This is a genomic window from uncultured Methanospirillum sp., assembly GCF_963668415.2.
GTDB lineage: Archaea > Halobacteriota > Methanomicrobia > Methanomicrobiales > Methanospirillaceae > Methanospirillum.
In genome coordinates this window covers 2,455,022-2,481,205 of the sequence record NZ_CAXXDL010000001.1, presented here as the reverse complement: position 1 = coordinate 2,481,205, position 26,184 = coordinate 2,455,022, and the positions used below count along the sequence as shown (strand labels likewise).

Genomic DNA, 26,184 nt, shown 5'->3' with positions numbered 1-26,184 from the left:
GATCCCGGGTTTTCAATATTCACCAGATCAATCTGTATTGACGATGTGTTATTTTGATTTGTTTCAATTTTTATTCTTGGAAAGAGCATTTCATAGTACGAACCCCGTCATCATTAGCCCTACCTGTATCAGTATCTGGATATTGTAAAAAAGTGATCCGGTTCCCTTTTGTAACATTCAGGACACCATCATTCCAAACATACCCCTGGCTAATCCAGAAATTGCCTACTGGCCGAAAAACTATTTTTGTCTGATTTATTACTGAGGTTATGTTTTCTATAGGATTGCCATTAACTTGGACCGAGATATTTGATAGTGGTTCACTTTGGAGTGTTGTGTTTACTTCAAGGTACCCTGATGACTTCAAAGGGGAAAAGATAACATCACCTCCCCCCAGTGGAAACGACTCTTTCATCGAGAGGTTCTTCCGGAACGTCAGAATTTGAAGCATATCAGGAGTAATTTTACTAAAACTCTCTTCTACCAGGTGTAAATGCTGAACTTCCGCCTGCTGCTTGAGCGAAGGAATGTAATATGCATTTAATATTGATATAAAGGAGACAATGACCATTAGAAGGAGCATAAACGCCACAATGGGGGATACTGCATCATCTCTCATTTTTTTGCAATTCCAGTAAATATCACAGAATTTTTGGTCACAATAGAGACCTTATCCCCATCGCTCATATCAGATACACCTAATGTATCACCAAGGTCAAATGTCTGATTTTTTAAAAAGATCCTTGCCGAATCTATCTTATACCCATTACGGAATATCTGGACATTTTCCTTTTTGATCCAGTCCCCACCTTTATGATAGAAGAAAAGATAACCAGTATCATTGAGAGGCCCCATCTGTATCGTGACTGTAGGAATCCGGTCTTCTGGAACCTGATTCATCAGGCTGATTGTTACTATGGGGACCAGTATTAGCACAAGAGCGATCAATAATACTTCACTGACTACAGAGGATACTCCCGGATCCTTCATCAGGCACCTGCCGTAGCGTTTGCTGCTGCAGCATGGGCTGCGGCGGTCATTAGATCAAGTTGGTACGGGATGATAAAGGTGAAAAGGATAAAACACCCAAGCACGAGGAGAATAGCATGCTTAAATCCGGCTAGTATACTGTTTGCCGATAACTGTCCCGCCATCAGCCCTGAAAAGAACCCGAGAACAAGTCCTATCCTGAACATATCGGTCAGGTTACTGGCTGTATCAAACGTGATATTGAACTGGGTAAACGAAGCGATAAACGAGACATTCAGGGAATACGCGGTGTACATATAAATCCCGACAGCCAGGTATACGATCATCACATAGGTGATCGCGATATTGAACCGGTCCGTCTTCAGCTTCAGGTAATGTTCAAAGTCGTTGATAGCAATGATAAGAACATCCTTGATGTAATCGGTCACCTCACTTGCCTTCACAAGGAGTGACATCGCACGTTTCACCGATACCAGCCCGATACGATCTTCCATCCTGACAAGAGCATTGATCGTCGTCGAACCCCTCCTGATATCCTCCGAGGTCATCACCAGTTCCTGTGAGAGCACCCCGAGTTTTGAGTTTGAGATAAGACCGATAGCGGTCTGAAGAGTCACACCAACATCCTTCATATCAACAAGCTGGCGGAGAAACTCTGGAGTATGATTCTCCACATTACTCACAAACCAACTCCTCCCTTCATACGCAAGTGAGACCGGGGTGAGTGACGCTATAATAAGCAGGCAGATAAACCCTTCAAGTGAGAGATTTGATATCCAGGTGCTGAGTAGTCCGAAGTAATACAGGGCACAGACGATGCCCCCGCAGAGAACACTGATCACAATACTATAATCGAAGTTTGAGATGTACGCACGTGCAGGATTTTTGAGCAGATTCTCGAGTTTGAACCTCTTTCTCTTCGCCTCAATCTTCTTGAGGAAATTCTGATCTACCTTTGTAAACTCACTCAGATCAATTGCAATATCTCCGAACTCAGTCTCATCGACCGGCTTTCTCGTGATATCCATCTTTATAGTAGGCAGCATCAGATACAGGATATAGATCATGCCAACAGAACCCAGGGCCAGTCCGAGAATAATCACCGGCATGTATGCGGAAAGGTCTGATTTGCCACCCAGATTCTGGGCGACGATGATGATGATCATCGTGATAGGACCAGCAACAAACGCAGTCACATAGACCTCTGCCATGATCTCAATCGTCTTGAGCACATTCTCTAATTCACGTGCTGCTGACTCTCTGAAATACGCAGATCTTGATGAGAGGAAGTTTGTCACATCTCCGCCGCTGTTTGAGAGGAGGAGGAGATCATTGAGAAACTCTTCGAGATTTTTTGATGGGGTTACAGCCTGAAGATTCCGGATGGCTGTGTAGAGATCATCTCCAAACACCTCCACATCACGGACGATAAGACCGAACTCTTTTCCTACCTCTCCAAAGAGATCGTCGGCCTCGTAGATCTTCCTGATGACGTTATAGAGAGTCATCGTCATCGAGAGTGCCTGCATATAGGTTATGGCATACGGGAGATCGAGATCGATAGAGGACTTCCTTCCGGCTGCAGTGGTGGATGGGTAGGTATAGATTACCATGGCGACCCCGGGAACCATCAGAATGAAGAGAATAGCAATGACCAGGATGTTATTATTCAGAATATTATTTGGCTGGGCTGGAACCAGTTGAAAGTTAGTAATAAGCAGGAAAGCCGCGATGGTGATGAACGCTGCCACTGAAAGGATGCAACAGGAGAGCATCATCATAAAGAACGAGTACTGGGAGTATGGGAGGTGTGATGCCCTGATAGATCTCCGCAGACCGGTTCCTTCAAGCCATTTGTCCACCTGCCTCGGTGATATGATGATCATGCACTCCTCCGAAGGTCAGTGATCATCCGCATCAGTTGCTCTGGATCAGTGCTGTACTTGTTTTTTAGCCGTTTCAAAAACGCTGCCCTGACATCGAGACGGAACTGTATCTCCTCATCACTCCAGTTGTGCATGTACTGGATCGTCTGGAGTGTCTTCGATCTCTTGTAGACCCGCCTGAATGTGTCGTTTTCCGGCGCATACTCAAACAGAGTGTTCCATTTCACCTTGTCGCCATCCCCGAGCACGATCTCATGAATGGCATCACACCTGCGGATCATCCGCCCATCCCGATAATGAAAGGTCTGAATGACCATCAGGTTGAGTGCACCAAACATAGCGGCAGGGACATTGATCGGTTCGTTGGTGAGCCGGTTCAGCGCCTCTTCAATATTCCCTGCATGGAGGGTTGATATGGTGGTGTGACCACTGTTCATCGCCTGAAAGAGAGTCTGTGCCTCACTTCCCCTGACTTCTCCAACGATGATATACTCAGGCCTCTGTCGGAGCGATGCCTTAAGAAGATCGAAAAGATCTACATTTCCCCGATCATGTGCAACATTGGTGGATCGGGTCTGGACCGGGAGCCAGTTCTTCTGAGGAATCTGAATCTCACGGGTATCCTCAAGAGAGACGATCTTGGAGTTGTGTGGGATAAAAAATGAGAATGCGTTCATCGCCGATGTCTTTCCGCTTGCTGTCCCTCCAACAACGATCATACTCTGCCGGTTCTCAAGTGCCAGCCAGATAAAGGCAAGAAGTTCATCACTGTATGTCCCGAATGACATCAGAGTTGCAGGGGTCATGGGGTCTGATCTGAACTTCCTAATGGTGAATGAACTTCCTTTTGTCGAGACGACATCAGAGTATGTGATCTGTGCTCTGGCACCATTTGGCAGTGATGCATCCAGAAGCGGAGAGGTCAAAGAGACCTGTTTGTCTGCCTTCTGGGATAGTTTAAGTACAAACTTGTTCAGTTCGTCAGACTCAAACCGTATCGAGGTTGGAATACTTCCATAATACCTGTGATGGACGTATACCGGAAGATTATGGCCATTGCATGAGATATCCTCCAGCAGTTCATCATACATCAGGGGATCGATCTTGCCGTACCCGTTCAGGTTCCGTTTGAGATAGTAGTAGAGAACACCCAGGCGGTCTTCTGTGATCTTCGGGTCGTAGGTCCTGACGATCTTCTCCACCTCTGCGTACTCAAGAAAAAGCTCACCTTTCATGACCGGTTTGTCGTATACGAGGACATCTCTCAGTGTTTCATGGGTCTCTTCAAGGATGATTCGCTCCCGTGGAGATAGTTCTGGTTCGACAACCCTGTACAACCGGTCTTTATTCTGATCCTGTATGACTGCAACATAAGAGTGGGGCTGAAAGAGCCAGTATGCTTCTTCTGCAATAGTCCCATCCTCCTGATTCTGCAGGTTCAGAACCGATGGCGGCTTTACAGTATCAGAATCTGGTTCTGTTTTGCTGTCTTCCTCCTTCTTTCTCCCTTTAGTCAGGGAAGTGAAGGATGAGAGACTCTGTTTGAGAGGATTAATTAATTTCCAGGCAAACCCGGACGCTTCTGGAGTTCCAGGGGTCAGATGGTCTGCCTCTTCAGATTTTATTTCATTACTCTTTGAGGGGATACTCTGCTCAAATATCCGGTTGACAAGATCCTCTACCTTCTGATCTCCATGGGGGGTGTCACCAGTTACGGGTCTATTGGCACCTGCTCTCTGATCATGTCCGGTATTGCTGCCCTCCCTATCCGGGATCTGCAGCTCTTTGAGACCCTTGTATTCATTCTGTGTATCAGAGGATCTTGACTTGGTGATTGCAATCCTCCATGACCAGCCGGAACTGTCCCCCTGTCTTGTAAGGCTGATGAGTATGCCATTAAATTTAATCCGGTCAGGAACCGTCTGCTGCTGCGGATCCACCCCTGCTGACCTGAGAAAGAACCTGGCAAGGTTGTCAACATGGCACCGTTTCAGGATGATGTTTGTCGGGATAGAGTCACGGTATCCTTTCCATCTGATGGATACTGGTGCTTCAGGCCCGGGACAGAGGATGCCGGTTACTTCGGGTTCTGTGATAAGCAGACGTACCCATCGCCCGGGATCATGGTGAAAGAAGAGTGATGATGCGATAATCCTCCTGCGTTCAGGAGGAATGAGCGGGTATTCTGCCTCTATGAGCGAGATGATATCTGTACGCTTTGGTAGTTTGGTATTTTTTGTTTTTCCGAGCGATCTGTACTCAGCGATCAGGTTCTGATGAATGGTATGGCAGATCCTCTTCTCATCATCACTAAGTGGCTCAAGCTGAAGAAGGAACTGGTACTTCCCATCACTGGTCTGGCTTAGTCCAATCCTGATGGTCTGATGAAAGAGACTGCGTGAGACCGGCCAGTTCTGCGTTAGGCTCCTGATCCTTGGAGCAGGTGGCCTGGTTATTATCTTCGGCTGAGCCCCAGAGGTACTCCTGACAGAAGGTTCCTTTGGAGTTGCAGCCTCGTTAGTCATGTTGCAGGTAGTATTTGCCGGTCCAGCATTCCGGTAAATGGTTTATCTCTATTAAATACTCGGGGTATTCTCTCCTGATTAACAATGAGATCCAAACTCTGCCAGATCTGTTTACCCGGAGATGATATAAATCCAAATTACTATACTTTATATGGTAGATGAAGAATTCCCTGATTTGTACATAGTTCTACATCCCTGCGCATCACGAGCAGGTGATCTGTCTGGTTGTAATACTCATAATCGATGATTCGATTCAGGATCGCGAGTTTCTCGCAGCAATTCTCACCGACGCGGGGCATGTCGTGTATGCAATGCCGGATGGAGAGTCAGGGGTGCTAGCATGCAGGAGCAAAAAGCCTGATCTGGTTCTTGTTGATATGATGATGCCAGGGATAAACGGGATGGATGTCCTCAGGGAAATAAAGGCTGAACAGCCATCCATTAAGGTAATTCTCTGCACTTCGGCAGGGAGTGAGGTGTCAGTTGCGCTTGCAATGCGGATAGGTGCTGATGGATATATCGTAAAGCCGTTTGATCAAGACAAGATCCTGATGAACATCCAGCGCTCGCTTGGCTTGAAGTGATGAAATCTGTCAGGAATATTTGATCTGGTTTCATTCCTCTTCATCCTGTGGAACAGGTGGTGTTGTCGGTGTGGTATTCGGCGTGGGATCCATTGTTCTGAGTGTATAATCAACAGATGCGAAATTCCCTTCCATTCTCATATAATAGAGTCCAGTCCGATATATCGTGAGATGCTGGCTTGTGCTTGACGGGTAGTTCCTGTTATATCCCCCGTCAGCAACCAGGTTCTCCCATGCGTCGTGGATCTGTATTGTCACCCACCCGTAAGTGGGATCTGTTACCCTGGGATGGATGGTATAATCGATTACAAATGGTCCGTTCAGAATGTTCAGAGTTCGGCTGACGGGTGTGCCGTTCAGTTCAAGATCGTGTTCTGAGTACACAGATCTCGGACTGACTTTACTCTCTGGGGGAGCAGGGTAACCGACTGATATTCGCGGTGTTGGATTGAAGTTAAAGGTACGGTTTGTCGGGTTCTGAATCACCGATGAGGTCGGTTCCGGAGTCGGGGTGGCAGTTACAATAGGGATTGGGGGGAATTCATCCTCTATTTGTGTAGAGTTGTTGGTAGATATATTATCAGTATTGTTCTGTATTCCGTTCATCATTTTGTTTATCGACTCATCTGAAATGGTGGAATTACTAGTCAGATTGTATTGTATCTGATGGTTTACAGATTCAGATCCCGCGTTAGGATCCCAGTATGTTGTTCGTGACGATTGAGAGGAAAAATTTGATATGTAATGATTTTTATCTGAAGTTAGGAGGCCGGTATGTGCTGCACTTTCTGGCATTGTTGAAAAAAGTGCTAATAATATTAGTGGTTGGATAAAGAATAGCAGAAAGAATAATAGTATAGATGCAAGAAGAACAATCCCTGCAACATGTTTACCTTTGCTCCTTTCCTCTTTCCACTTTCGTAATTCTTCCTCTGATAACTGTTCCTCATCAAATACTTTTGAATCTGCTAAAATTACGAACGTTTTGGCGAGTATATCATGAAGTCCCTGCTTGTTTTTTGTTACTGCTATAATGAGATAACCCAGACATATTAAAAGAAACGATAATATTTTCCCGAAATATCTAATTGTTGCCTGCCAAATTGAAATCCGGAAACCCTTTTCATCACAGACTACCAAGCCAAGGATCTGCTTTCCAAAAGTTCCCTGAAAACGGGAACTCTCCAGTCCTGCTGAATAAACCCATGTAATTAATAGTACACTTACTCCGAAGAGCAGTAATATCCTGATTAAAAATGATGTAAAAGTTTGTAAATAATCCCCCGTGTATAATGTAGATAAATCAGGTATGAGTAAACCCGGAAATGCAGTAAAAAGGATAAGCATCAGCACTGACAAGATTACATGTAGAATAAAGAGATCAATGATACATGCAATCAGGCGAATAAGCAACCCAGCATAAGAGAATCCTGGAATATTCTCATTGGGTTCAGATGCTTGAATATTATTAATTGAATTGCTTGTCATTAATATGTATATGTACTAATATTAATTTAGTCTAATAATAAATGGTATGCATAGCAAAGTTTCAATTTCAAAGATATTCAAATGTATCTGAATTATAAAATATTATTCAGATTTGTCAGAGAATTGTTTATTCAATCCCAGTTGTAGCGTGGTCCCAATCTTTTATCCAGATCTCCATTCATCAAATATTTAACCTATTAGTAATTATAAACAAACATATGAAACACCCAAGTCGGGTGAAGCGTTGTCCGGTGTGTAACGGACGAATGGAGTATAAGTCATTCGACCCCTGGACTACTTTTCCAAAGGATGTCTGCAGCCGGTGCGGATATTCGGGTTCATTTGCCATCGAATGGGAGGATGATGGGCTGATGGATGATTACAAGCCTGCAAACTGCAAATCCCGGAAGAAGGAGGCTTATGCCCTTGAAAAAGAAGGGTTAAGAAATATTGTCCGGTTGTATGCGATCCTGATGATACTTTCCTGGGCTCTTGCACTTTTAATGGGAATTGTGATCTATTTCAGATAGCCTGATTTTTTGAATTGATCTGTTTGAGAGGAACAAAACGGAATAATACGTATTTTTCATCTTCAATGGTTATGTATATTATTTAGATAGAACTGTTATTGATCTAACCTGTAACTTATTAATCCCAATACGATGACTTTTACTCAATCTTAAGGTGATCATAATACCCCAAATATGCATCAACTCACAACTGATATCTCTTGAAAAAGCAAAAGAAGTCGTTCTCTCATCATTTAAGACTCCTGAAACCGATACATCCATCCCTGTTCCTGATTCCTGCGGGCATGTAATCGCTCAGTCGGTATATTCACAGAGGACAATCCCTCCCTGTACTCTCGCCGGACCAGACGGGATTGCAGTACGAAGTGAAGAGACTGCTATGGCCAGCATAGACAGCCCGGTTGAGGTTGAAGTACCAAGGGTGAACACCGGAATGCCCCTTCCTGATGGATATGATGCTGTCATCGCAGTTGAGGAGATAACTCAGGTTACAGATACCAGATTCCTGATTCACAGGCCTGTATCACCATTTCAGAACACAATTTCCGAAGGGGTAGATATTAAAAAAGGCGATCTTCTCTTTGACAAAGGGCATGTAATCAGGCCCTTTGATATCGGTGCCATGCTATCATATGGGATCCTTGAGGTTACGGTCAGGACCTGGAAGGTGGGGATTGTTGCAACAGGAGATGAAATAATCTCCCCATACTCCGTTCCCCAGCCGGGGCAGATCGTAGACAGTAATTCGTACATGATTGCAGCGTTTCTGAAACAGTATCATATTATACCGGTACTGTACCCGGCTCTGCATGACGAGCCAGCAGGGATATCCCAGGTGATCGACACGATCCTTCAGGAGTGTGATATTGCCCTGATATTTGGAGGATCTTCAGCAGGTTCCAAGGATTATACCGTTGATGCAATGGAACAGAGCGGAACTCTTCTCTTTCATGGTGTTGCAATGGGGCCGGGAAAACCCGTAACCCTGGCACGAGTGAATGATAAACCGGTCTTTGGAATGCCCGGACCTTCGGTTTCGACTATGGTAGCACTCCATGAGCTCGTAGTTCCCCTTCTTGTCCAGTGTGGTGTGCCGATCCCTTCGCCACAGCATATCAGAGGAGCTCTGACCAGGCCTGTACTATCTATTGAGGGTTTTGATACATTTCGGATGGTAACAGTCAAAAAAGATAATGGAAAAATTCTGGTCACTCCAATACCCCAGGTGTTTGGACATATGATGGGGATCAGGGCCGATGGAGTTCTCCATAAAAAAGCAGGTGAAGACACCTCTGTTGAGGGGCAGGAGGTCGAAGTAAAGATGATTGTCCATGCCGACTTCGGGTACAGATAGCAGGTTACGGAGAACCCAGAAAGAATACCGGTGGTTTCTCCTTCTTTCTCATCGATATTATCCATCGTATTACTGATGAACCTTTTATTCTACACCCTTTCCTTTTCTTACCATTCGTCTCCATCTCTCCCCGTGCAACAGCCAGCGAGACGATACTCTTCCTAGTACTTGGCAAAATTGACTGATCCAGAAATTCACTCACCAATGACTGGGTGTACCACCCTTCTGGGTCTAGTGCTAATGCTGACTGCATCTCTTCATCTGGTGCATCATCATTAGGTTGAGTATTTTTTGAAGTTCGGGTAGTTGGAGTATGAGGTAGTTTCAGAGGAGTTTTTTCTTGAGATACCATTCTGCCTGACAGATCCAGGATCGGACCGGAGCCTTCTTTTGTTTCTATTTTGTGAAGTTTCGCCTCCATTGCCTCAATCCGTTCTTTGAGATTCGAGATCTCATCACCATCCGGAAAGCGCGAATCGTCACCAGAACCGGTAAGGTACTGTTCAAGAGCCTCCTCGATCAGGCTACTCCTGCTTTTGCGGGTCAGATATGCATGCCTGTTCAATTTCTCATCCATTTCTGGAGTGAGAGTGATATTATATCGTCCCTTCATATGTATATTGTGTAAATTACACAATCCTTTTTTGAAAGTTTAATATTTTCGGCATATTCAAGAATGTGCCCCTCTATTTATCAAATTATAATTGACACACATCACCTATTAAACTATCGAGATAACCAAAAGTATTAAACATGTAGGGAGTGAGGGTATATTACCTGCCTCTCACAATGGCAGCAAAAGAGGTAACAAAACATGAAGATTAGCGCTCGCAATGCACTCAAGGGAACCATCAAATCCATCACCAAGGGTCCGGTCAACGCAGAAGTTGTCATTGACATCGGTGGCAGTAAACTTGTTACTGCGATGATCACAGCACATGCAGTTGAAAACCTCGGCTTAAAGGAAGGAAAGGAAGCCTACGCGGTTGTCAAGGCAAGCGAAGTGATGGTCGCTGTCGATTAAAAATTTCAGATAACATTCGATCGATCAGTACAATCCTTTTTTTCACGATACCGGACTTACCCATCAGATATAATACTCGTCCAGATTACCTGATTATCGGCCCACATACACATAAGGCAATATATTATATTACGGGACTATGTAGATTATATTCCTATGATAGAGAGATGCCGGTAAATATTCCTTTATCTGTGAAGACAAGGAACAATGATTATTAACGCCACAATAAATATTACATGAATACCCGTTAATGAGTTCAGTAACCTCATGATTTCTCAATAATCAGAAGAAGAATTTACAAAAAGGTTAGCATAAAAATTTTAAGGAATTCCCACTTTCTTTATTATATCGGGAGTTTTTCTAAATCCTCATCAATTCCAGGATTACATGAGAGTTTATTGAACGAAACATATTCACACAAACAGGTAACTCATGCAGTTTCAAAATTATCCATTCTTTTACCTGATGTTTTTATCGGCAATAATATCAGGGATTATCTCATTTATCACCTGGAACCGCAGGGATGTTCGTGGTTCAGGAACGTTCAGTTTTTATATGTTCCTCATTGCCTGGTGGTTATTTTTCTATGCCCTCGAGGTAACTGCACTTGATCCTTCCCTTCACATCCTCTATCTTAAGATAGAATATCTTGCAATTCCATGGATACCGGCTTTTGTCATCCTCTTTGCATTGAAGTTTGGGGGATTTGATCGCTTTATTACCTGGAAGACCCGGCTGCTCATCTTCTTTATACCTGTCATCAGTTTTCTCTCATACTTTACCAATGAGTACCATCACTGGTATTATCAGGCAGTAAACGCCCTGACAATTGATGGGTTGACAATTATCTCAATAACTCCGGGTTTCATGTACGATGTTCTGAGTACATACATATTTCTCTCCATTCTCTTCTGCTTACTCATCTTCATCTATATTCTCTATTATTCACCGAGAGTATTTTTTATTCAGTCCTTTCTGTTTATCTGTGTTATAATCTCGCTCCTGGCGGGGTATGCGTATTATCATCTGATGCCCCGGTTGTATCCAGACTTTGATATTACGCCCATCGTTCTGGCATTTGCCGGAATCATCGTCCTTCTCGAGATATTTCATTACCAGTTCTTTGATCTCGTCCATTTTCCTCATCGTAAGATCTTTGAGCATCTTCATGATGGTATCATTGTCCTGGATCCGTCACACCGAATCCTTGCGATCAATCATGCAGCAGTTGCAATCCTACATCTTGAGAACGCCTCTCCTATCGGAGAAAATTTCAACAGGATTACAACATTTTTATCAGAGTCAGTTCCCAGCCTTACCGGCCCGGATCCTGTTCATACAACCATCCAGCATCAGTTTGAAAAAAGTTCTTATTTCTATGCAATCGACATGTATCCTGTTTTTGATTCCATAAAACGGCTGGAGTGCAGACTGATTGTCATGCGGGATGTCAGTGAGATAATACAGTCAAAGAATGCCTTGAGAGAAGCTGGAAAAAAACTAGGCCTGCTAACATCAATTACCCGCCATGATATCCTGAATCAGATAATGATTATATCCTTCTACATTGACGATATCGCAAAAAACTCCGGTGACCAGCCCCATTCTGTGATACCAATTGAACGGGTGAAAGAAGCCACTTCAATGATAAAACAACTCATAAATTTCACATCAGTGTACCAGGATCTCGGGATAGCCGAGCCAGGGTGGTACAAGGTTTCAGATGTTATGCAAAAGGCGTGGGTTACCAGGAACGTCCCTTCATCAGTCTCCTGCAACGTCGATGCAAACCTGGTAATTTATGCGGATATGTTGATCGAAAAGGTATTTTACAACCTTATTGACAATTCTCTGCGACATGGAAGAGACATCACCACAATTACTCTTACATCAAGGATAACCGATCAATCTGCTCTCATTATCTATGAGGATGATGGCGGGGGGATCGCCTCAGAGGAGAAAGAAAAGATATTTGCGAGAGGATTTGGTAAAAATACCGGCTATGGCCTTTTCCTTGTACGGGAGATTCTGGGAATTACTTCAATCACCATACAAGAGATCGGAACACCTGGAAAAGGAGTCCGGTTTGAGATGACTGTTCCTCATGGGGGATTTATGATTCCTCCTGAGATAAACATGAATTTATAAGAGTTCTCTTTTTCGAAACTTTAACTACAATCTTTGGGAGTGTTTGAGTTCTCTTCCTTTTCTATCGGCTTGATGCTCTGTATCAGAACCTCGAAAAATATTTATTATTAAACATTGATTGTTGCATATGGTCAAGAAGAATCAATTAAATATTAAACGTTTGGATGCCGCATTTCAGTATATGAAGACACGTTCCCGGGTTGAAAATCTCTCACTCCTGCCACTTGGAAACAACATTCTCATCTACAACAGTTCTGATAATTATAAGGTCTTTATCTCATCAAACCCGGAAGCCAGGATCATCAGGAACAATTTTGCAGAATTGCCAGAACTTGACAATGGCAGATGGATAGAGTACCTGTCACTTAATGAGAACACCGGTGAAAACGGAAAAACCTATCTTCTAGCAAAAGATGAGGTGATATCTGAGTTTGTTACTGAAAGGATCAATAAGTTCGTTGATCCGCTGTATCAACGGATGGAAGAAGAGAAGCAGTATAAGTACGATCAGATGAATGATCTGGTTGTAGAGACAAAAGCAAACTGGAAGGGGTTCATTCAGAAGACTCATAATAATTAAGTTTCTAACACACCAGCCTGATCTTTAGTTCTTTCACCCATAAATTTCACCTAATTTTCTGGAGGGTCAGTTTATCTATAGATATTCTACCTTTTCCGGTACTGATTCTATTTTTGAAACCCAGTTTACGAGAGTTTAGTTCTAATTAAAAATAGCAGAGTAGACAGATACAAGAATTTCCAAGAACAGATGAAAATTATATTGAATCAGTTTGATTCAACATAAACCATGGAAAGCTGAGTGTTGTGTTCAGGTGGCGTTCCGCTTACTCAACGGCAACCATTACTTCACTGGCCTTCACCACTGCGTATGCAGACATCCCTTCCTTTAAGGAGAGGTTTTCTACTGCATGGGCAGTGATCATGGCTGTTACGAGGACTCCCCCCCCGATATCAATGACAACCTCTGCATTTACCGGTCCCTTCGTGATAGACTTGATCGTTCCTTTCAGAGCGTTCCTTGCACTAATTTTCATTTTTTTCACCTTCATGCTACGGGGTGTAGCACACCATGAACTCTTATTGCTCATATAAAGATTTGCCAAGCGGTAACGTACGACACGAGCTGAAATAATAACCAAACACGTACTGGTCAGATCATTTGCCCTGCGCAAGGTGTGTAATTCTATTTTTCCAAGCCTTCTTGTATATTTGATAAAATCTATCGATCAAAGTATCTCAATTATTCTAGTTTTGGCGATTTTGGTGAGAAGGTATCTCATTCTTGATTTGTTAGTGCCCCTCGCCACTTAAATTAGAGAGTAATTTCTCTAGAAAATGATTATGATAATTATTGACAACAGTTAATAGGGGCATTATATCCAACATTTGCTCCTAAAGAAGCATTTAATCTTTCCAAAAGATTAGAGATCCATCACTCACCAAAATACGGTTCATAGGAAAACATTGCTGAAATTGAGTTGAATGTAATGACCATGTAATGTTTATACAGAAGAATCGGGGATCCAATTTCATTGAATAATGAAATAAAACTTTGTAGAAGAACCGAAATTAAATCAGAAGTCATTAAAATGGTAATTTAAATCAGAAGATACAAGAATTAAACTGCGTCACCTATATCCACAAATTTAAGTGGCGAGGGACACTAGTAGGTAAGAAAGACAATTTCTCAATCCAGCGGTGACTTTTACTGATTGATAACCTGAAAAAATGATCTTATTGAAGCGATGATCTTTCCAGTAATTTCTCTGAAAAATCCTGATATCTGGTCAATGAATGAGTTACTCTCCTGATGGATAGGAGAACTGCCATTTCCATGATATATCCTTGGGCCCCAATACATTACATTGCGCCAGGAGAAAGCGTTCGGTTGACGTGTAATTTCCGGTTCTTCTCCCTCTTTTGAACTCTTTGGTTGTGACCTAGATATTTTCACAGATGAAGGGATACCCAGATTCTCAGAACCCGGATTTCCTTCAGCAACCCGTGAACCAGATGAAACATGGGAGTTTGTGCCATGGAATGATGACGATATATGGAAACCACCCCTATGAAAACCACCTTTTGCTGACACTACTCCACAGATATGGAGTAATACCAATACACAGAGCATTATTTTCATCTTGGATCAGGATATCGCCTGAAGATCATATGCATCTCTTTGGTGAACCTGATGACCTTATAGGGGTGTAGTATATCCGGGACTGTTCGTATCAACCAAATTCTCTGAATTGTCATCAGCATCATATAATACCGAGAAATATCGTGCAGAGTAAACAGCGATGAGTGATTGAATGAATAATGCAATAATCATACTGATACCGATAAAAACCGGCATCGTTCCTTTGAATATGAGTCCAAAAACGAATCCGATTGCCAGGAGGATCAATGAGATAATCCCTTTAATAATCCCAAAGAAAACCATTATGATTACAAATACCATAAGAGAACCCAAATATCGTGTCCAGCCGATATTCCTGATCTTCTCGAGAACTTCTGACAGTTCAAAGGCTGAACTCATCGATCCAGTTCTACAAAACCTGATAATTCCAATAATACTGAATATCCAAAATACGATAAAGACCAAAAACGATATGAGGGATCCACCAAGAATAATACCAAAGAATTTGAATATTTCAGGTGTTGTTGCTGGATTTGTCGTTTCCCCGGATAACTGATGCATGGACGATATCTGCCCACACAATGGGAGTACCACCAGAAAACAGGCTACAAGAATTGGAATGATGAAATATACAAATGAGATGACCGTAACTTTGAGGCCATTTATGAGCATGAACCCCCAATTTTTCATCTCCGGTGCCGGTGTTATACCATGAAATACCTGATATGTATACCCGGCCAGAAATAACAATAAAATTGTCCCTGCAATGAAACATGCAACTGAGGTTTCAAGTGGGTACTGAGTAAAAAAATCCGGGTAATATGTCAATACCGGTTTAGTATTTGAAATATACTTGAGTATTACAATATTTGATGTAAATCCCCATAGCGAACCACCAAAACAGAATACTGTAAGGATTACCCAGATAATGGGTTTTTTGACAATTCCTTCCCACACATAATAGAATGGATCAGATATACGCTCTCCTATAGACATACCATCAAACCTGATTAATAATAAGCAATTATAGTCCATAAGATATTAATTCTACCTATTTGTCTTTCGATAAAAAAAGGTCTATGATCAATATTTTTGGTCTCAATCAGGAAACAGGTGGTATCAGATCGGATAAAATGTCGAATTTCAGGGATATTGAGAACAATTTTCATACAAATACTATATAGTTGGTATCTACTTAGTTTTAATAAAATTTACAAAATAAAATAGTTATTTTATTAAGGTTACATATAACCGTGAAGCGAACCGATTAAGGTTTAATGTATTGCGCACGGTGAGGAGGAATTACAGTATCAACAAAACCCTGGTAAAATACTCTACACTACTGTACTGATCTAAAAGAATTTCTGAAGAGATGAAGATAAGAGAACTCAAGACCTTCTCCCTCCATCACGGATTCAAATTAATAACCTAAAGAAGGATTAATTATGGACTTAATTTTTCTATCGCTAATAGTTATACTTGCTATCATTGTTATCTGGATTGTCGGTAAAGGACTGATCCTGATACGTGCCAATGAGGTAGGTATCATCACAAGAAGGATGTTTGGAAATAAACTTCCTCAAGGAAAAATAATTGCAACCAAAGGGGAGATTGGTGTCCAGGCCGATACCCTCATGCCCGGGTTATACTTTTATATACCGATCATCTGGAGAGTTGAACGGGTAAAGGTTATAGAAATCTCCCCAAATAATATTGGCATTGTCTCTTCGATTGAAGGAGTCCAAATCCCCCCCGGACGACTGCTCGGAGATGAAGTATTATGTAACTCATATCAGGATTCACGGTTGTTTTTAGAAAACGGGGGGTGTAAAGGTCCGCAGATCGGGATTCTGAAACCAGGTACCTACCGTATAAACACCCAAATCTTCTCAGTGCAACAGAAACCAATCGTGACTGTTCAACAGGGAAAAGTCGGGATTGTGAATGCACTTGATGGTATCCCACTTCCCTCACGATATGCTATTGCACCAGGTCCTCTCGGAGATCACAGTCACTTCCAGAATGGGCAGGTATTCATCCAGAGCAACGGATATCGAGGCACTCAACTTGAGACGCTGCAACCAGGAGATTACTATATTAACCCACTTATATTTGATGTAACTCCGGTCAGTATGACCGTAGTCCCACCAGGAAATGTTGCAGTCATTACCTCAAGCGTGGGAGAAGAACTCGAAAAGCCATCAGGCCCTGCTCCGGATTTACCTGAAAATCCTGATCTGAATCAACCTATCCACGAGAATGCGGAACACCTTCTGATCAGTGATAAGACGAAGAGAGGTATTCTCCGCAACCCGATTCCACCGGGTCAATACAATCTGAATACAGCAGCGTACCGTGGAGACATTGTTCCAACAAGTGCGGTTACGATTGACTGGGCAAGTCCAGATGGAGCAAAAGAAACCCTTCAGTTTACGCAGAAAGGAAAAATTGAAACTGCATCAGTCACTGAATTTTTTAAGTTCGGACAGTTACGGGTCACATCCCAGGATGGATTTCAGCTTGAGGTAGATGTCAGGCTTATCATCCGGATTCCTGCTGATAATGCCTCATTTGTAATTGCACGGTTCGGAAGTGTATACAACCTGATTGAACAGGTAGCCCATCCGTTGATTGATGCTTCTTTCAGGAATGAGGCTGGGAAACAACAGGCGTTGCAGTTTGTTCATGACCGGACCAAGCTTCAGCAGACCGCATTCGAGAAGGCACAGGAAGAGTTCAAGAAGTACCATCTGGAAGTTCAGGGACTGTTAATTGCCTACATCAAAGTGGATGATACACTTCTCAAGACACAGACATTAAAAGAGATAGCGGTACAACAACAGCAGCAGTACCAGCAGGAAGCAAAAGCACAGGAGGAACGAATTGCTGTTGCTGAGAAGACAGCACGTGCCGATATGCAGGGTCAGGTTATTGCAGCAAAATTATCCATTGATATCAATAAGGACAATGCACAGGCTGCTCGTGAGTCTGCATATGGTGCCCGCGATGCCACAAAAGCAAATGCTGAAGGAGCAGCATATGCAAATGAACAGGTTGGTATCGGTACGGCAAAAGCGTATATTGCTCAGAAAGAGGCTCTTGGAGCTGAAAACGTAGCCATGCTTCAGGCGATACAAAAGATTGCTGATGGGAAGATCATTGTCACCCCGAATATTCTTGTAACCGGTGAGGGTTCTCATGGAGGGAATCTTCTTACTGCTTACTTTGCAACATTACTTGATAAAACAAAAGAGAAAGAACAATAATTTTAATCTCACAATTTTTGAGAGTTATATTGTGAGGGTTTAATAAATATTTCACTCGTCATTTCTGATGAATCATAGAAATTGCATATTATCACTTGTTCAATAAGCAAATTATTAATTGATTCAATGTGTAATTTCAGAACTATGTGGAATAAATGTGTATTTGTAATATGAAGGCTTGTTTAGAAACTATCTTCAGTCTCCTTAATTACTAACGTTTTAGCGATTTTATCATGTGTAAGTTGCATATTTGTTACTTCAATATTGATTATTATAAAAATAATTAATACAGTTACAACATAGATAATATTTACAAGAAATGGTATTGTTTTCATCAATCCTCGAACGATACCCTGAATTAATGTGATTCTATTACTGTTTAGATCCACGACCTTCATTTTCAAACAAAGATTTCCTATAGTTCCCTGATAACGAGAGCTTTCTAATAATGCGAAATATAACCATGGAAACAATAATGAAAACATTACTTCATATAATTTTATTTGACAATAAAGATTTTGAAATATTATTGGATCAGTAATTTGTTTAAGAATAAAAAAGTGAAAAATCGAAATAATAGCATATAAAATTATAAAATCGATTATATATGCATAAGTTCGTTCTCGTAATGTTCCATATGAATTATTGTCAGGTAAAATTTTCCCGTTATTATCTGTAAATTCCAATCTGTTATCTTTATATGAGTCACTAATATTAGGCAATATATCAATTTGTTGACGTATTTTCCAGATTATAAATAAGAGAATCGCAATTAAAATTGATGACAATTCTATAAAGCCATTTGTAACAAATATCTGGTAATCATCATGAGCAATTATTCTATTATATATAAAGAAAAATAAACATGAGATCACTATTATTTCAAATGCATAACATAACGATAAAAAATAACAATAGAATTTCTTCAAATTATTTTCTTTAAATTTATGCCCGCAAAATGGGCAAGTATTAATATTTGTTTCAAATTCTTTATTACACGATTCACATTTATTCATTTGTATATCTTTATATTATAATTACTTTAATATGATTAGCACACAAAACCCAAACTTTTCCACCAATAGGGAATAATGTTAGATCTGGAGATTATTTTGCTCATAACGGCAAAATTCATTGGAATTCAAATTTAGATCAATCCCTAATATTGAGAGTTAATAAATTGGACAACATTGAATAAAATGGATAAAGACACCTCATCTAAAAAATTTAAGGTCTATTCCTTAATGTATTGCAAAGTTTGGGATAAAAATTGAGATTACCTAATTTCCAGATGATAGATTCAGAAATTATGCAATATTACCTATACCACAAAATGTCTAATGAAAATGAATTATTGCTGCTAATAAGACAACCTGGGCCGATATATAGGCCAGGTTATTGCAGCAAAATTATCGATTGATATCAATAAGGACAATGCACAGGCTGCTCGTGAGTCTGCATATGGTGCCCGTGATGCCACAAAAGCAAATGCTGAAGGAGCAGCATATGCAAATGAACAGGTCGGTATCGGTACGGCAAAGGCATATATTGCTCAGAAAGAAGCTCTTGGAGCAGAAAACGTAGCCATGCTCCAGGCGATACAAAAAATTGCTGATGGGAAGATCATTGTCACCCCGAATATTCTTGTAACCGGTGAGGGTTCTCATGGAGGGAATCTTCTTACTGCTTACTTTGCTACATTACTTGATAAAACAAAAGAGAAAGAACAATAATCCCGATAAATCTGAATGTAACAGAATATTTGATCAACGCTTTAATAGTAGTAATATCATAAGGGACTGTGACGATTACAACTTAAAATTATCTAATACTTGCGTTAACATTGAGCCCGTTGTGACAATAACACGATGGAATCAATCAATGAATATATTTTAAAACCAAGAATATTTCTTATAATTCCCTTCTATCAAATCTTTTTGCTATAAAATCGTTTAAATTTGAATGTTTTTTATCATCCACCTTTTTAATTAGGGTTGAATATGGCAAAATTCATTCTTTTTTTATTGTTTTAAGAGCTAAAATATTCACTGAATTCAATTCGTTTATCCTTCATATATCAGATGTCAATTAAATAATTGAAATGGAATGGATAGTCAGACATATAACCCTTAATTCTCGTTATTTCATAATGAAAATCCTAGACAAGTATACGAAAATTATTCCAAAAGATTTTATATTAAACTATAATGTAGTTAAAATCAAGTGGAGAAGACATACGGTTTGTCGTAAAATTTTGCCGAGATTGAATTGAGCGTCATTTGACACTGTGGTTAAATCGAAGAATCGGAGATTTGAATTCATTAGTGGATGAAATAGAGCGTTGACAATGAGCAGAAATGAGAATAATAAGTCCGTAAAATGGCAGTTTAGGTCCGAACATACAAGGATAAAATTACACCACCTTTACCCTCTATTTTAGGTGGCGAGAGGCACTAGTCCTCAAGTTATAATTCGGCATCCATTCAGATTTGAATAATTCTTTGATCTCCTTTGGAATTATTGAAAAAAGGTAAGAAAGTTTAGGACTAGAATTCCCTCATATATTGTCCAATATAAGGATATTTGATATAGTGACCTTAACTAATGGAAGCCCATAAATGGGCTAGCAAACTACTGAGTTCACACAACTGAAAATTTGATCGAGTTTTTAAATTTTGAGAAAATTTAGAACCTGTTTTTCCAATTTTCACTTGATTTTTAGGTATCGTCAATTTCTTTTTACCAAATAGATTAATATCTATATTAATACAAAGTAGTTCCGTTAGATTAAAATTAATGATTATGATTTGAATCTACTATAATTATATCAAGAGGAAATTCAATTATGTCACGTCAAGAATATAATGATAATCCTGATTTTGAGGATGAAGAAAGCGTATGGAATATCTCAATTCCAGTCTCTAATGTTTATTCAAGCATTTCAATTATTTACCGTGCATTAAAACTCCTTCTTCTTCAACCAAACCTCTTTTTTAACAAATTTAACTCAAAAACATTAAATCCATGGATACCGGTTGTAATTATTGGGTTATTATGCATTATAAATGGCCCATATAACTTTATCACTTATTATTCATCTTACACAATGTTAGGTGACTTTGATAAAAGTAACCCAATTTTTCCGTTTTATTTTGCCTTAATTGCATTTTATGAATTTTTGGGCCCTTTATTAGACCTGATAGAATATAGTATTTTTTTTACAGTTGCACTATATTATTTTGCAAAAATATCTATTAACCATTTCTTCAGGACATTGACCTGGATTACTTATGGTATGGTTCCCCAGTTTCTCTCATTTATTATTTTTAAGGTTTGGTTTCTAATTACGAATGATATTCGTTATTCTGCTAAAATGTATTTGATGCAGCATTATTCAACTACATTTTCTTCTTCTATAGTAACAAATAATACAATTTTTATTAAAGAATTAGTTACCCTTATCGGATTATCTGCATGTAGTTTTATAATAGGCCTAGGATTTCTCTTTTGGAGTGCAAAAATCTGGTCGGCAGGGTTGTCATCAAATGAAAATTTGAATAAAAATCAAATCAGATACATTATGTATTCTGTAATCGGAATAATAATTGCGATTGAATTATATAACTATATTTCAGATGTAGTATTACTACAATATGGCAGATTTTTTTGAGATCTTAAGTTAATTACTTTCTAAATTAATTTTAAAATAGTATGATATTAATAATTTTCAAATTGTACCTAAAAAATATTAGAGAATTTTTTTTTTTAAAAGCCATAGAATTTATAAATTTTTAAGAGTTGCTGTACAACTTGGATTACCTGAAATATAAGCAGGAAGAATAATCCCTTTTTTAGGATTACCATTTTCATCATATCCCCCACCAATATTTCTGACTCCAGTACAATTTGTCGAACTTGAAGCAATAATTGAGTAAATCCCTGAGCTTGGGACGACATATGCAAAAATCCCATTCACAGTCCCAGATCCTAAAGAATAATCATAATCAATATGATCTGATCTAGACACAGGAGACGATATTTCAGCCCATTCGACTTGAATAGATAAATCTGTTGAACTTGTTACGGGAATCATAATATCACTCGAGCACAACCAGCATATATCACATTGATATTTTGCAACTAATGCACAAAGCCCATCAGATTCTATAAATAATATTGGAACTAGATGAATCGAAGAGCAACCACTAACATTCATAGCCGTATCACCGATCACAAATTTACAATAAACGGCTTCACTATCTCCGCATTCGCTTTTTGCTACGGCGCGGATTGTATGGGGTCCAGACGCTAGTGAATTTGAGTCAAATAGTTGGTATGGTATAGTTGCAGTTACAGATGGTCCAACACTTGAAATTAGTAACCCCTCATCAAGGTATACGTCTATAGTTACTTTACAGTCTGTAATATCATACGCTGCTGCTATGAGTTTTGGGGAAAAAAGACCTGAAGAAAGCGTTTCTATTGAATCCCATCGCAAAGATACTTTAGGAATGACTGATTCAACTACCCATCCCCTATTTACTTGAAATCCATCCCCGAAAGCTGTGACTGGATGCGTTCCCGGCCCGAAGTCACATGGGCTGGGTGTATATGTAAGAGAAGAACAGTTAGTACACGATTTTACATTTTTACCATCAATAAACAAACTTATATCGATTAATGGAGGCGCATATTCTTGATTATCCCAGGTTACCGTAATTGTAGGACTGGATGATCCACATATTGTTGTCCCAGGATCCGATAGAGCCAATATTCCACACATTTAATTCACCTCCAGAAGACCTTCCAGGATCAAATACTGGGGAACTACCCACCCGTTGCAATACACGATATTTTTCTCGGTCCAGATCAGGTCTTTGTCGATAACCTTTTTCTTGATCCAGTATTTGTCCGAGTATTCTTCATACGCACAGTGACAGGACGTCAATGAATCTCCCCGCTGCCCATTTTTTATCTTCTGAAACACATTGGACAGATTCGGAGATCTCGTTATATTCCTTGAGGATGAACTTGCTCCCTGGCCTAACGGAAGTTGATAACTGATGATAGTATATTTCGAATTCACCTCACTGGTTTTGAGTTCTTCCGTATATCCAGTTCCCAGGATTACATAGTCGTAGTTTCCGGATAGAAACTCATTCCTGAAAGCGTCATACTCTGATAGATTCCAGACCATACCTGGATAGATATCCCAGTACTCTGCAGGGATAGGACCAAAAGCAAGTACCTTCTTCTCACTGTGAGGGAACTGCATACGTGGAGTTACCTGTTCTTTCAGGATCAGATCAGGATTGATAAGTGCAGGTGTAGTATCCAGATAGGGACCGTTCAGGGGGATTGGTGATTTCGAGATGATTGTTTGAACAGTTCGGTTGTGAATAATATCCCACATCGGTGAAATATCTCCTGAAAACGGGATTTCAAGGCTTTCGAATGAGTTTTGCGGATCCAGAATATGCTCTTTCCAGGAGTCTTTCAGATCATACGGAATTACTTCATTGATACTCTGAAAGAGATCCAGGTATGCAGCCCCGATCGGAGAATATGGCAAGGTAACCTCAAGGATGTACTTATCATAGCCAACTGGAACCCATGCTTCAAATGCTTCCCTGCTCTTTGCAGCCTCGATGGGAATCGAATAATGGTAACGTCCGGATTGCAATGCATTATGTGTGTCAATAAACCCATTGCACATGTACAAGATTGCAACAGAATACCCTTGGTTTCTTAACTGTTCTTCAAGGAGTAGGACCGATTTTCCCTTGAAATTTTTTGGATTTGATGTAATTACATACAGATCCTTCGTTTCAGTGGAGGTAGAGTCACTACTGGTCTTCTTTGAGTTATTTGTCATTTTTTAAGGGGGGTAAATGTGCCTGTAATAAGCAGACACCGTTTATTCATTTCTCTATACAAATGATTCATTCCAAATCATAGATGATGAGAATGCCATGGATCCTACCCTTCCACGACAGAAACTCCAGGTTTGTGGATTAACACTAGCGGAGGATTTACCTGGGTGAATGGCAACAATGACCAATGAGTATAATACGCTCAGTGATGGGCAAATTTTCATGGCAGCATTCTTGAAACGAAAAATGCGGGTTTGTTCTCATCACTACCAGAATAGCATGTATGTATAAAAGAATTTGAACAGGGGATCAAAATCATCCACGAATTATCTTTAGTATCACGATCCGGGCAAATTGATTAAACATTTTTTAAAAAAAATGATAATCGTCAAAAAAGACCTATGTCACATTCTTAAATTGTATTATTTCAATGTTGCATCATTATATTACATAAAATACGATTACTTCGATTAACTTGTCACAAAAGATACCGAAACTATTTTATTAAGATCTAATGAGTCGAATATGCAGACACTGAGGCAGAAGACCTCACTGTTCTGTGGTGATCTCTTGAATCACAAAAGAAAATTGTGCACGAATCTGATTTATTCTGGTAAAATCCGGGATAAGGAGAGAGAAGATGACTCATAATGATCCCCGCCCCTTGACTACTCATTGCCACATGTGCATCAGAGAACGGAGATCATCATCTATACTGTCTCCATTGAAAGATAACCTTTTGCCTAGTGAATGGAGGTGGAGTGTGGTATCTAACCTATATCCCCTTTTTAATTTCTTTCCTCTAAAACCCCTATGAGGCGCTGCCTCATACTTGGCGAATGAAAATCCACTATATGCAATTTGTTTCCAATTTCATATGCATTTCCATGTAAAAAGAAGAAGAGAAGAGAGGTAAAGAAGAATGAAAATTTTATTTAAAAAAATTGACTAAATAAAAAGTAATTATCATATACAATTATTAACATGAATAACTTATATCCCATATCAATATAATTTGAAGATGTAAAATGTTAGATACAATTATGAGGTGCATTATGATAACAAAACCTTTTACCCTGTTTTGCCTGTTTTTCCTCGGAGTAACACTCCTCTGTTGTGGATGTATTGATCTGGTACAGGAGAGAGGACTTGGAGTAAATAACTCAACCCAGATAAATGAGATCGCTCCTTCAAACGACATAATTTCGAATATTACTCTATATCATGGAGATGAATGGAGTTTTATTGGTGATACTTCAACAAAATCGAATCCAATCTATACCTATTCATTCTTTCAAATTGTAAACGATACCTTATTTTTTAACAATTTAGATCATAATTTGTATGCTCTTGATCTCCAAACACGTGAAATCAAGTGGAAATATTCAGGTGTTGATAATCCGGTTATTTCAAATAATCTCATATATTTTATTCACAATGGGAATGTAGTTGCTGTTGATCCAAAGGCGGGAGTAGAACGATGGAATGTTACCAACAATGCAAGTATTCTTTCGACTCTTCAGGATGGAAAAACCACTATCTATTTTGGAAGAAAAGATCCCGATTATTTGTATGCCTTAGATGCCCTAACCGGAAAAGAAAAATGGAGTTCCAAAACAGAGTCATTTGTCTCTAATTCCCCGGTAGAAGATTCTGGTATGGTCTTTTTTAGTTGCAACTATATCAATGTGTATGCCCTCAATGCCTCAACCGGAACAGAAATCTGGAGATTTAATACTGATAAACATGTTAATTCTCCCCTTCTAACTGAAAATGGGTTATTATATTTCAGTGATAATTATTCAGTTGTAAGAGCTATTGATATTTATTCGGGAAATAAAATATGGAATAGTTCTGCTAATTATGAAAAGTCGGTCATACGTGAAGGAATAATTTATTTTGGAAGCATTAACATTAAAGGTCAATTTTATGCTGTAAATTCCCAAAACGGTACACTAATATGGAAAAATAATATCCATAACAGAGTCTATCATACTCCAGTTGTAGAAGATCATATTGTATATTTTGGAGACGATGTAGGGTTCTTATCCGCATTGGATGCCCAGACAGGAGAAAAAAAGTGGATTTCCCATGTCGATTCTTTCATGGTTGGTGGATCTCCTGCAATTTCAAAAGGAATACTATATATCGGTGGAGCAGATGGTTATCTTGTAGCAGTAAACGCCTTGAATGGATCTATTTTATGGAAGTATAAAACACTAGGAGGGGGTGTTTTTTCCACTCCTCTTATATTGAATGAATGGGTGTATTATACTACGAAAGATGGATACCTCCATGCTTTGAAGGTATCTGAAGATGTGAGTTGATTTTTTATAATATAATTAATTCTTGCAC

At 39.8% G+C, this 26,184-nt stretch carries 22 protein-coding genes and 1 pseudogene; 11 read left to right on the top strand and 12 right to left on the bottom strand.

Annotated features, from left to right (window positions below; all coding sequences use genetic code 11):
• Positions 1-70 precede the first annotated feature (70 nt).
• Genes ACHZA2_RS11680 through ACHZA2_RS11665 form a run of 4 tightly spaced genes read right to left on the bottom strand, consistent with a single transcriptional unit; the run spans position 71 to position 5,401 of the window.
• Entirely contained in the window at positions 71-619 is a 549-nt protein-coding gene (locus ACHZA2_RS11680; RefSeq protein ID WP_319579862.1) for a hypothetical protein, read from the bottom strand.
• Positions 616-990: a type IV pilin gene (locus ACHZA2_RS11675; protein ID WP_319579861.1), complete on the bottom strand. Its 375-nt coding sequence runs from the start codon at positions 988-990 to the stop codon at positions 616-618. The genes ACHZA2_RS11680 and ACHZA2_RS11675 overlap by 4 nt, the downstream gene beginning before the upstream one ends.
• Positions 990-2,876, bottom strand: coding sequence for a type II secretion system F family protein (locus ACHZA2_RS11670; protein WP_319579860.1), 1,887 nt, complete (start codon positions 2,874-2,876; stop codon positions 990-992). The genes ACHZA2_RS11675 and ACHZA2_RS11670 overlap by 1 nt, the downstream gene beginning before the upstream one ends.
• A complete protein-coding gene (locus ACHZA2_RS11665) occupies positions 2,873-5,401 on the bottom strand; it encodes a type II/IV secretion system ATPase subunit (RefSeq protein ID WP_319579859.1) in 2,529 nt (842 codons plus the stop codon). Before ACHZA2_RS11665 ends, ACHZA2_RS11670 begins: the two co-directional genes overlap by 4 nt.
• 212 nt (positions 5,402-5,613) lie before the next feature.
• Between ACHZA2_RS11665 and ACHZA2_RS11660 the strand changes: the two genes are divergently transcribed.
• Positions 5,614-5,985, top strand: coding sequence for a response regulator (locus tag ACHZA2_RS11660; protein WP_319579858.1), 372 nt, complete (start codon positions 5,614-5,616; stop codon positions 5,983-5,985).
• Between the two features lie 30 nt (positions 5,986-6,015).
• On the opposite strand, the gene ACHZA2_RS11655 is transcribed toward ACHZA2_RS11660, so the two are convergent.
• Together ACHZA2_RS11655 and ACHZA2_RS11650 are read right to left on the bottom strand one after the other, a co-directional pair.
• On the bottom strand, positions 6,016-6,594 hold the full coding sequence (locus ACHZA2_RS11655; protein ID WP_319579857.1) for a hypothetical protein: 579 nt from the start codon (positions 6,592-6,594) through the stop codon (positions 6,016-6,018).
• Positions 6,595-6,981: 387 nt separating this feature from the next.
• Positions 6,982-7,473, bottom strand: a pseudogene (locus ACHZA2_RS11650) (RDD family protein); the annotation flags it as partial.
• A 218-nt stretch (positions 7,474-7,691) separates the two neighbouring features.
• On the opposite strand from ACHZA2_RS11650, the gene ACHZA2_RS11645 reads away from it, so the two are divergent.
• Together ACHZA2_RS11645 and ACHZA2_RS11640 are read left to right on the top strand one after the other, a co-directional pair.
• The gene (locus ACHZA2_RS11645; RefSeq protein ID WP_319579856.1) at positions 7,692-8,003 is read left to right on the top strand and encodes a hypothetical protein; all 312 of its coding nucleotides are present in this window, start codon (positions 7,692-7,694) and stop codon (positions 8,001-8,003) included.
• A gap of 154 nt (positions 8,004-8,157) precedes the next feature.
• Positions 8,158-9,357: a molybdopterin molybdotransferase MoeA gene (locus ACHZA2_RS11640; RefSeq protein WP_319579855.1), complete on the top strand. Its 1,200-nt coding sequence runs from the start codon at positions 8,158-8,160 to the stop codon at positions 9,355-9,357.
• 4 nt (positions 9,358-9,361) lie between these two features.
• Here ACHZA2_RS11640 and ACHZA2_RS11635 read toward each other — a convergent pair whose 3' ends face one another.
• A complete protein-coding gene (locus tag ACHZA2_RS11635) occupies positions 9,362-9,970 on the bottom strand; it encodes a ribbon-helix-helix domain-containing protein (RefSeq protein WP_319579854.1) in 609 nt (202 codons plus the stop codon).
• 201 nt (positions 9,971-10,171) lie between these two features.
• Between ACHZA2_RS11635 and ACHZA2_RS11630 the strand changes: the two genes are divergently transcribed.
• The 3 genes from ACHZA2_RS11630 to ACHZA2_RS11620 all read left to right on the top strand — a co-directional run bounded on the left by ACHZA2_RS11630 (position 10,172) and on the right by ACHZA2_RS11620 (position 13,109).
• On the top strand, positions 10,172-10,381 hold the full coding sequence (locus ACHZA2_RS11630) for a TOBE domain-containing protein (protein WP_319579853.1): 210 nt from the start codon (positions 10,172-10,174) through the stop codon (positions 10,379-10,381).
• 432 nt (positions 10,382-10,813) lie between these two features.
• Positions 10,814-12,529 carry a histidine kinase N-terminal 7TM domain-containing protein gene (locus ACHZA2_RS11625; protein WP_319579852.1) on the top strand — a complete coding sequence of 572 codons (1,716 nt, stop codon included), beginning with the start codon at positions 10,814-10,816 and terminating at the stop codon, positions 12,527-12,529.
• Positions 12,530-12,710: 181 nt separating this feature from the next.
• The gene (locus ACHZA2_RS11620) at positions 12,711-13,109 is read left to right on the top strand and encodes a hypothetical protein (protein ID WP_319579851.1); all 399 of its coding nucleotides are present in this window, start codon (positions 12,711-12,713) and stop codon (positions 13,107-13,109) included.
• Between the two features lie 265 nt (positions 13,110-13,374).
• Here the strand turns inward: ACHZA2_RS11620 and ACHZA2_RS11615 are convergent, their stop codons facing one another.
• Complete coding sequence (locus tag ACHZA2_RS11615; protein ID WP_319579850.1) at positions 13,375-13,584, bottom strand: molybdopterin-binding protein; 210 nt, start codon at positions 13,582-13,584, stop codon at positions 13,375-13,377.
• 922 nt (positions 13,585-14,506) lie between these two features.
• On the opposite strand from ACHZA2_RS11615, the gene ACHZA2_RS11610 reads away from it, so the two are divergent.
• Positions 14,507-14,761, top strand: a complete 255-nt coding sequence (locus tag ACHZA2_RS11610; RefSeq protein ID WP_319579849.1) for a hypothetical protein — start codon at positions 14,507-14,509, stop codon at positions 14,759-14,761.
• On the opposite strand, the gene ACHZA2_RS11605 is transcribed toward ACHZA2_RS11610, so the two are convergent.
• On the bottom strand, positions 14,748-15,686 hold the full coding sequence (locus ACHZA2_RS11605; protein WP_394698563.1) for a DUF4013 domain-containing protein: 939 nt from the start codon (positions 15,684-15,686) through the stop codon (positions 14,748-14,750). The two genes, ACHZA2_RS11610 and ACHZA2_RS11605, sit on opposite strands and share 14 nt — an antisense overlap.
• 449 nt (positions 15,687-16,135) lie before the next feature.
• On the opposite strand from ACHZA2_RS11605, the gene ACHZA2_RS11600 reads away from it, so the two are divergent.
• Entirely contained in the window at positions 16,136-17,956 is a 1,821-nt protein-coding gene (locus ACHZA2_RS11600; protein ID WP_319579846.1) for an SPFH domain-containing protein, read from the top strand.
• A gap of 182 nt (positions 17,957-18,138) precedes the next feature.
• On the opposite strand, the gene ACHZA2_RS11595 is transcribed toward ACHZA2_RS11600, so the two are convergent.
• Entirely contained in the window at positions 18,139-18,972 is an 834-nt protein-coding gene (locus ACHZA2_RS11595) for an RDD family protein (RefSeq protein ID WP_394698562.1), read from the bottom strand.
• A gap of 570 nt (positions 18,973-19,542) precedes the next feature.
• Between ACHZA2_RS11595 and ACHZA2_RS11590 the strand changes: the two genes are divergently transcribed.
• Together ACHZA2_RS11590 and ACHZA2_RS11585 are read left to right on the top strand one after the other, a co-directional pair.
• Positions 19,543-19,689 (top strand): hypothetical protein, encoded by a 147-nt coding sequence (locus ACHZA2_RS11590; protein ID WP_319579845.1) that lies wholly within the window; start codon positions 19,543-19,545, stop codon positions 19,687-19,689.
• Positions 19,690-20,801: 1,112 nt separating this feature from the next.
• Positions 20,802-21,626, top strand: a complete 825-nt coding sequence (locus ACHZA2_RS11585; RefSeq protein WP_319579844.1) for a hypothetical protein — start codon at positions 20,802-20,804, stop codon at positions 21,624-21,626.
• A 111-nt stretch (positions 21,627-21,737) separates the two neighbouring features.
• On the opposite strand, the gene ACHZA2_RS11580 is transcribed toward ACHZA2_RS11585, so the two are convergent.
• Entirely contained in the window at positions 21,738-22,739 is a 1,002-nt protein-coding gene (locus ACHZA2_RS11580) for a hypothetical protein (RefSeq protein WP_319579843.1), read from the bottom strand.
• On the bottom strand, positions 22,740-23,831 hold the full coding sequence (locus ACHZA2_RS11575; protein ID WP_319579840.1) for a hypothetical protein: 1,092 nt from the start codon (positions 23,829-23,831) through the stop codon (positions 22,740-22,742).
• Positions 23,832-24,884: 1,053 nt separating this feature from the next.
• Here ACHZA2_RS11575 and ACHZA2_RS11570 point away from each other — a divergent pair.
• Positions 24,885-26,156: a PQQ-binding-like beta-propeller repeat protein gene (locus ACHZA2_RS11570; RefSeq protein ID WP_319579842.1), complete on the top strand. Its 1,272-nt coding sequence runs from the start codon at positions 24,885-24,887 to the stop codon at positions 26,154-26,156.
• Positions 26,157-26,184 lie beyond the last annotated feature (28 nt).

Excerpts from the sequence above, each read along its gene's own strand:
- ACHZA2_RS11620 (WP_319579851.1), top strand. The coding sequence starts at position 12,711 with ATGAAGACACGTTCCCGGGTTGAAAATCTCTCACTCCTGCCACTTGGA.
- ACHZA2_RS11570 (WP_319579842.1), top strand. The coding sequence starts at position 24,885 with ATGATAACAAAACCTTTTACCCTGTTTTGCCTGTTTTTCCTCGGAGTA.
- ACHZA2_RS11630 (WP_319579853.1), top strand. The coding sequence starts at position 10,172 with ATGAAGATTAGCGCTCGCAATGCACTCAAGGGAACCATCAAATCCATC.
- ACHZA2_RS11590 (WP_319579845.1), top strand. The coding sequence starts at position 19,543 with ATGCTCCAGGCGATACAAAAAATTGCTGATGGGAAGATCATTGTCACC.
- ACHZA2_RS11680 (WP_319579862.1), bottom strand. The coding sequence starts at position 619 with ATGAGAGATGATGCAGTATCCCCCATTGTGGCGTTTATGCTCCTTCTA.
- ACHZA2_RS11585 (WP_319579844.1), top strand. The coding sequence starts at position 20,802 with ATGTCACGTCAAGAATATAATGATAATCCTGATTTTGAGGATGAAGAA.
- ACHZA2_RS11635 (WP_319579854.1), bottom strand. The coding sequence starts at position 9,970 with ATGAAGGGACGATATAATATCACTCTCACTCCAGAAATGGATGAGAAA.
- ACHZA2_RS11595 (WP_394698562.1), bottom strand. The coding sequence starts at position 18,972 with ATGAATAAATGTGAATCGTGTAATAAAGAATTTGAAACAAATATTAAT.
- ACHZA2_RS11600 (WP_319579846.1), top strand. The coding sequence starts at position 16,136 with ATGGACTTAATTTTTCTATCGCTAATAGTTATACTTGCTATCATTGTT.
- ACHZA2_RS11615 (WP_319579850.1), bottom strand. The coding sequence starts at position 13,584 with ATGAAAATTAGTGCAAGGAACGCTCTGAAAGGAACGATCAAGTCTATC.
- ACHZA2_RS11645 (WP_319579856.1), top strand. The coding sequence starts at position 7,692 with ATGAAACACCCAAGTCGGGTGAAGCGTTGTCCGGTGTGTAACGGACGA.
- ACHZA2_RS11670 (WP_319579860.1), bottom strand. The coding sequence starts at position 2,876 with ATGATCATCATATCACCGAGGCAGGTGGACAAATGGCTTGAAGGAACC.
- ACHZA2_RS11610 (WP_319579849.1), top strand. The coding sequence starts at position 14,507 with ATGAAGGGATACCCAGATTCTCAGAACCCGGATTTCCTTCAGCAACCC.
- ACHZA2_RS11665 (WP_319579859.1), bottom strand. The coding sequence starts at position 5,401 with ATGACTAACGAGGCTGCAACTCCAAAGGAACCTTCTGTCAGGAGTACC.
- ACHZA2_RS11580 (WP_319579843.1), bottom strand. The coding sequence starts at position 22,739 with ATGTGTGGAATATTGGCTCTATCGGATCCTGGGACAACAATATGTGGA.
- ACHZA2_RS11675 (WP_319579861.1), bottom strand. The coding sequence starts at position 990 with ATGAAGGATCCGGGAGTATCCTCTGTAGTCAGTGAAGTATTATTGATC.
- ACHZA2_RS11655 (WP_319579857.1), bottom strand. The coding sequence starts at position 6,594 with ATGATGAACGGAATACAGAACAATACTGATAATATATCTACCAACAAC.
- ACHZA2_RS11575 (WP_319579840.1), bottom strand. The coding sequence starts at position 23,831 with ATGACAAATAACTCAAAGAAGACCAGTAGTGACTCTACCTCCACTGAA.
- ACHZA2_RS11625 (WP_319579852.1), top strand. The coding sequence starts at position 10,814 with ATGCAGTTTCAAAATTATCCATTCTTTTACCTGATGTTTTTATCGGCA.
- ACHZA2_RS11605 (WP_394698563.1), bottom strand. The coding sequence starts at position 15,686 with ATGTCTATAGGAGAGCGTATATCTGATCCATTCTATTATGTGTGGGAA.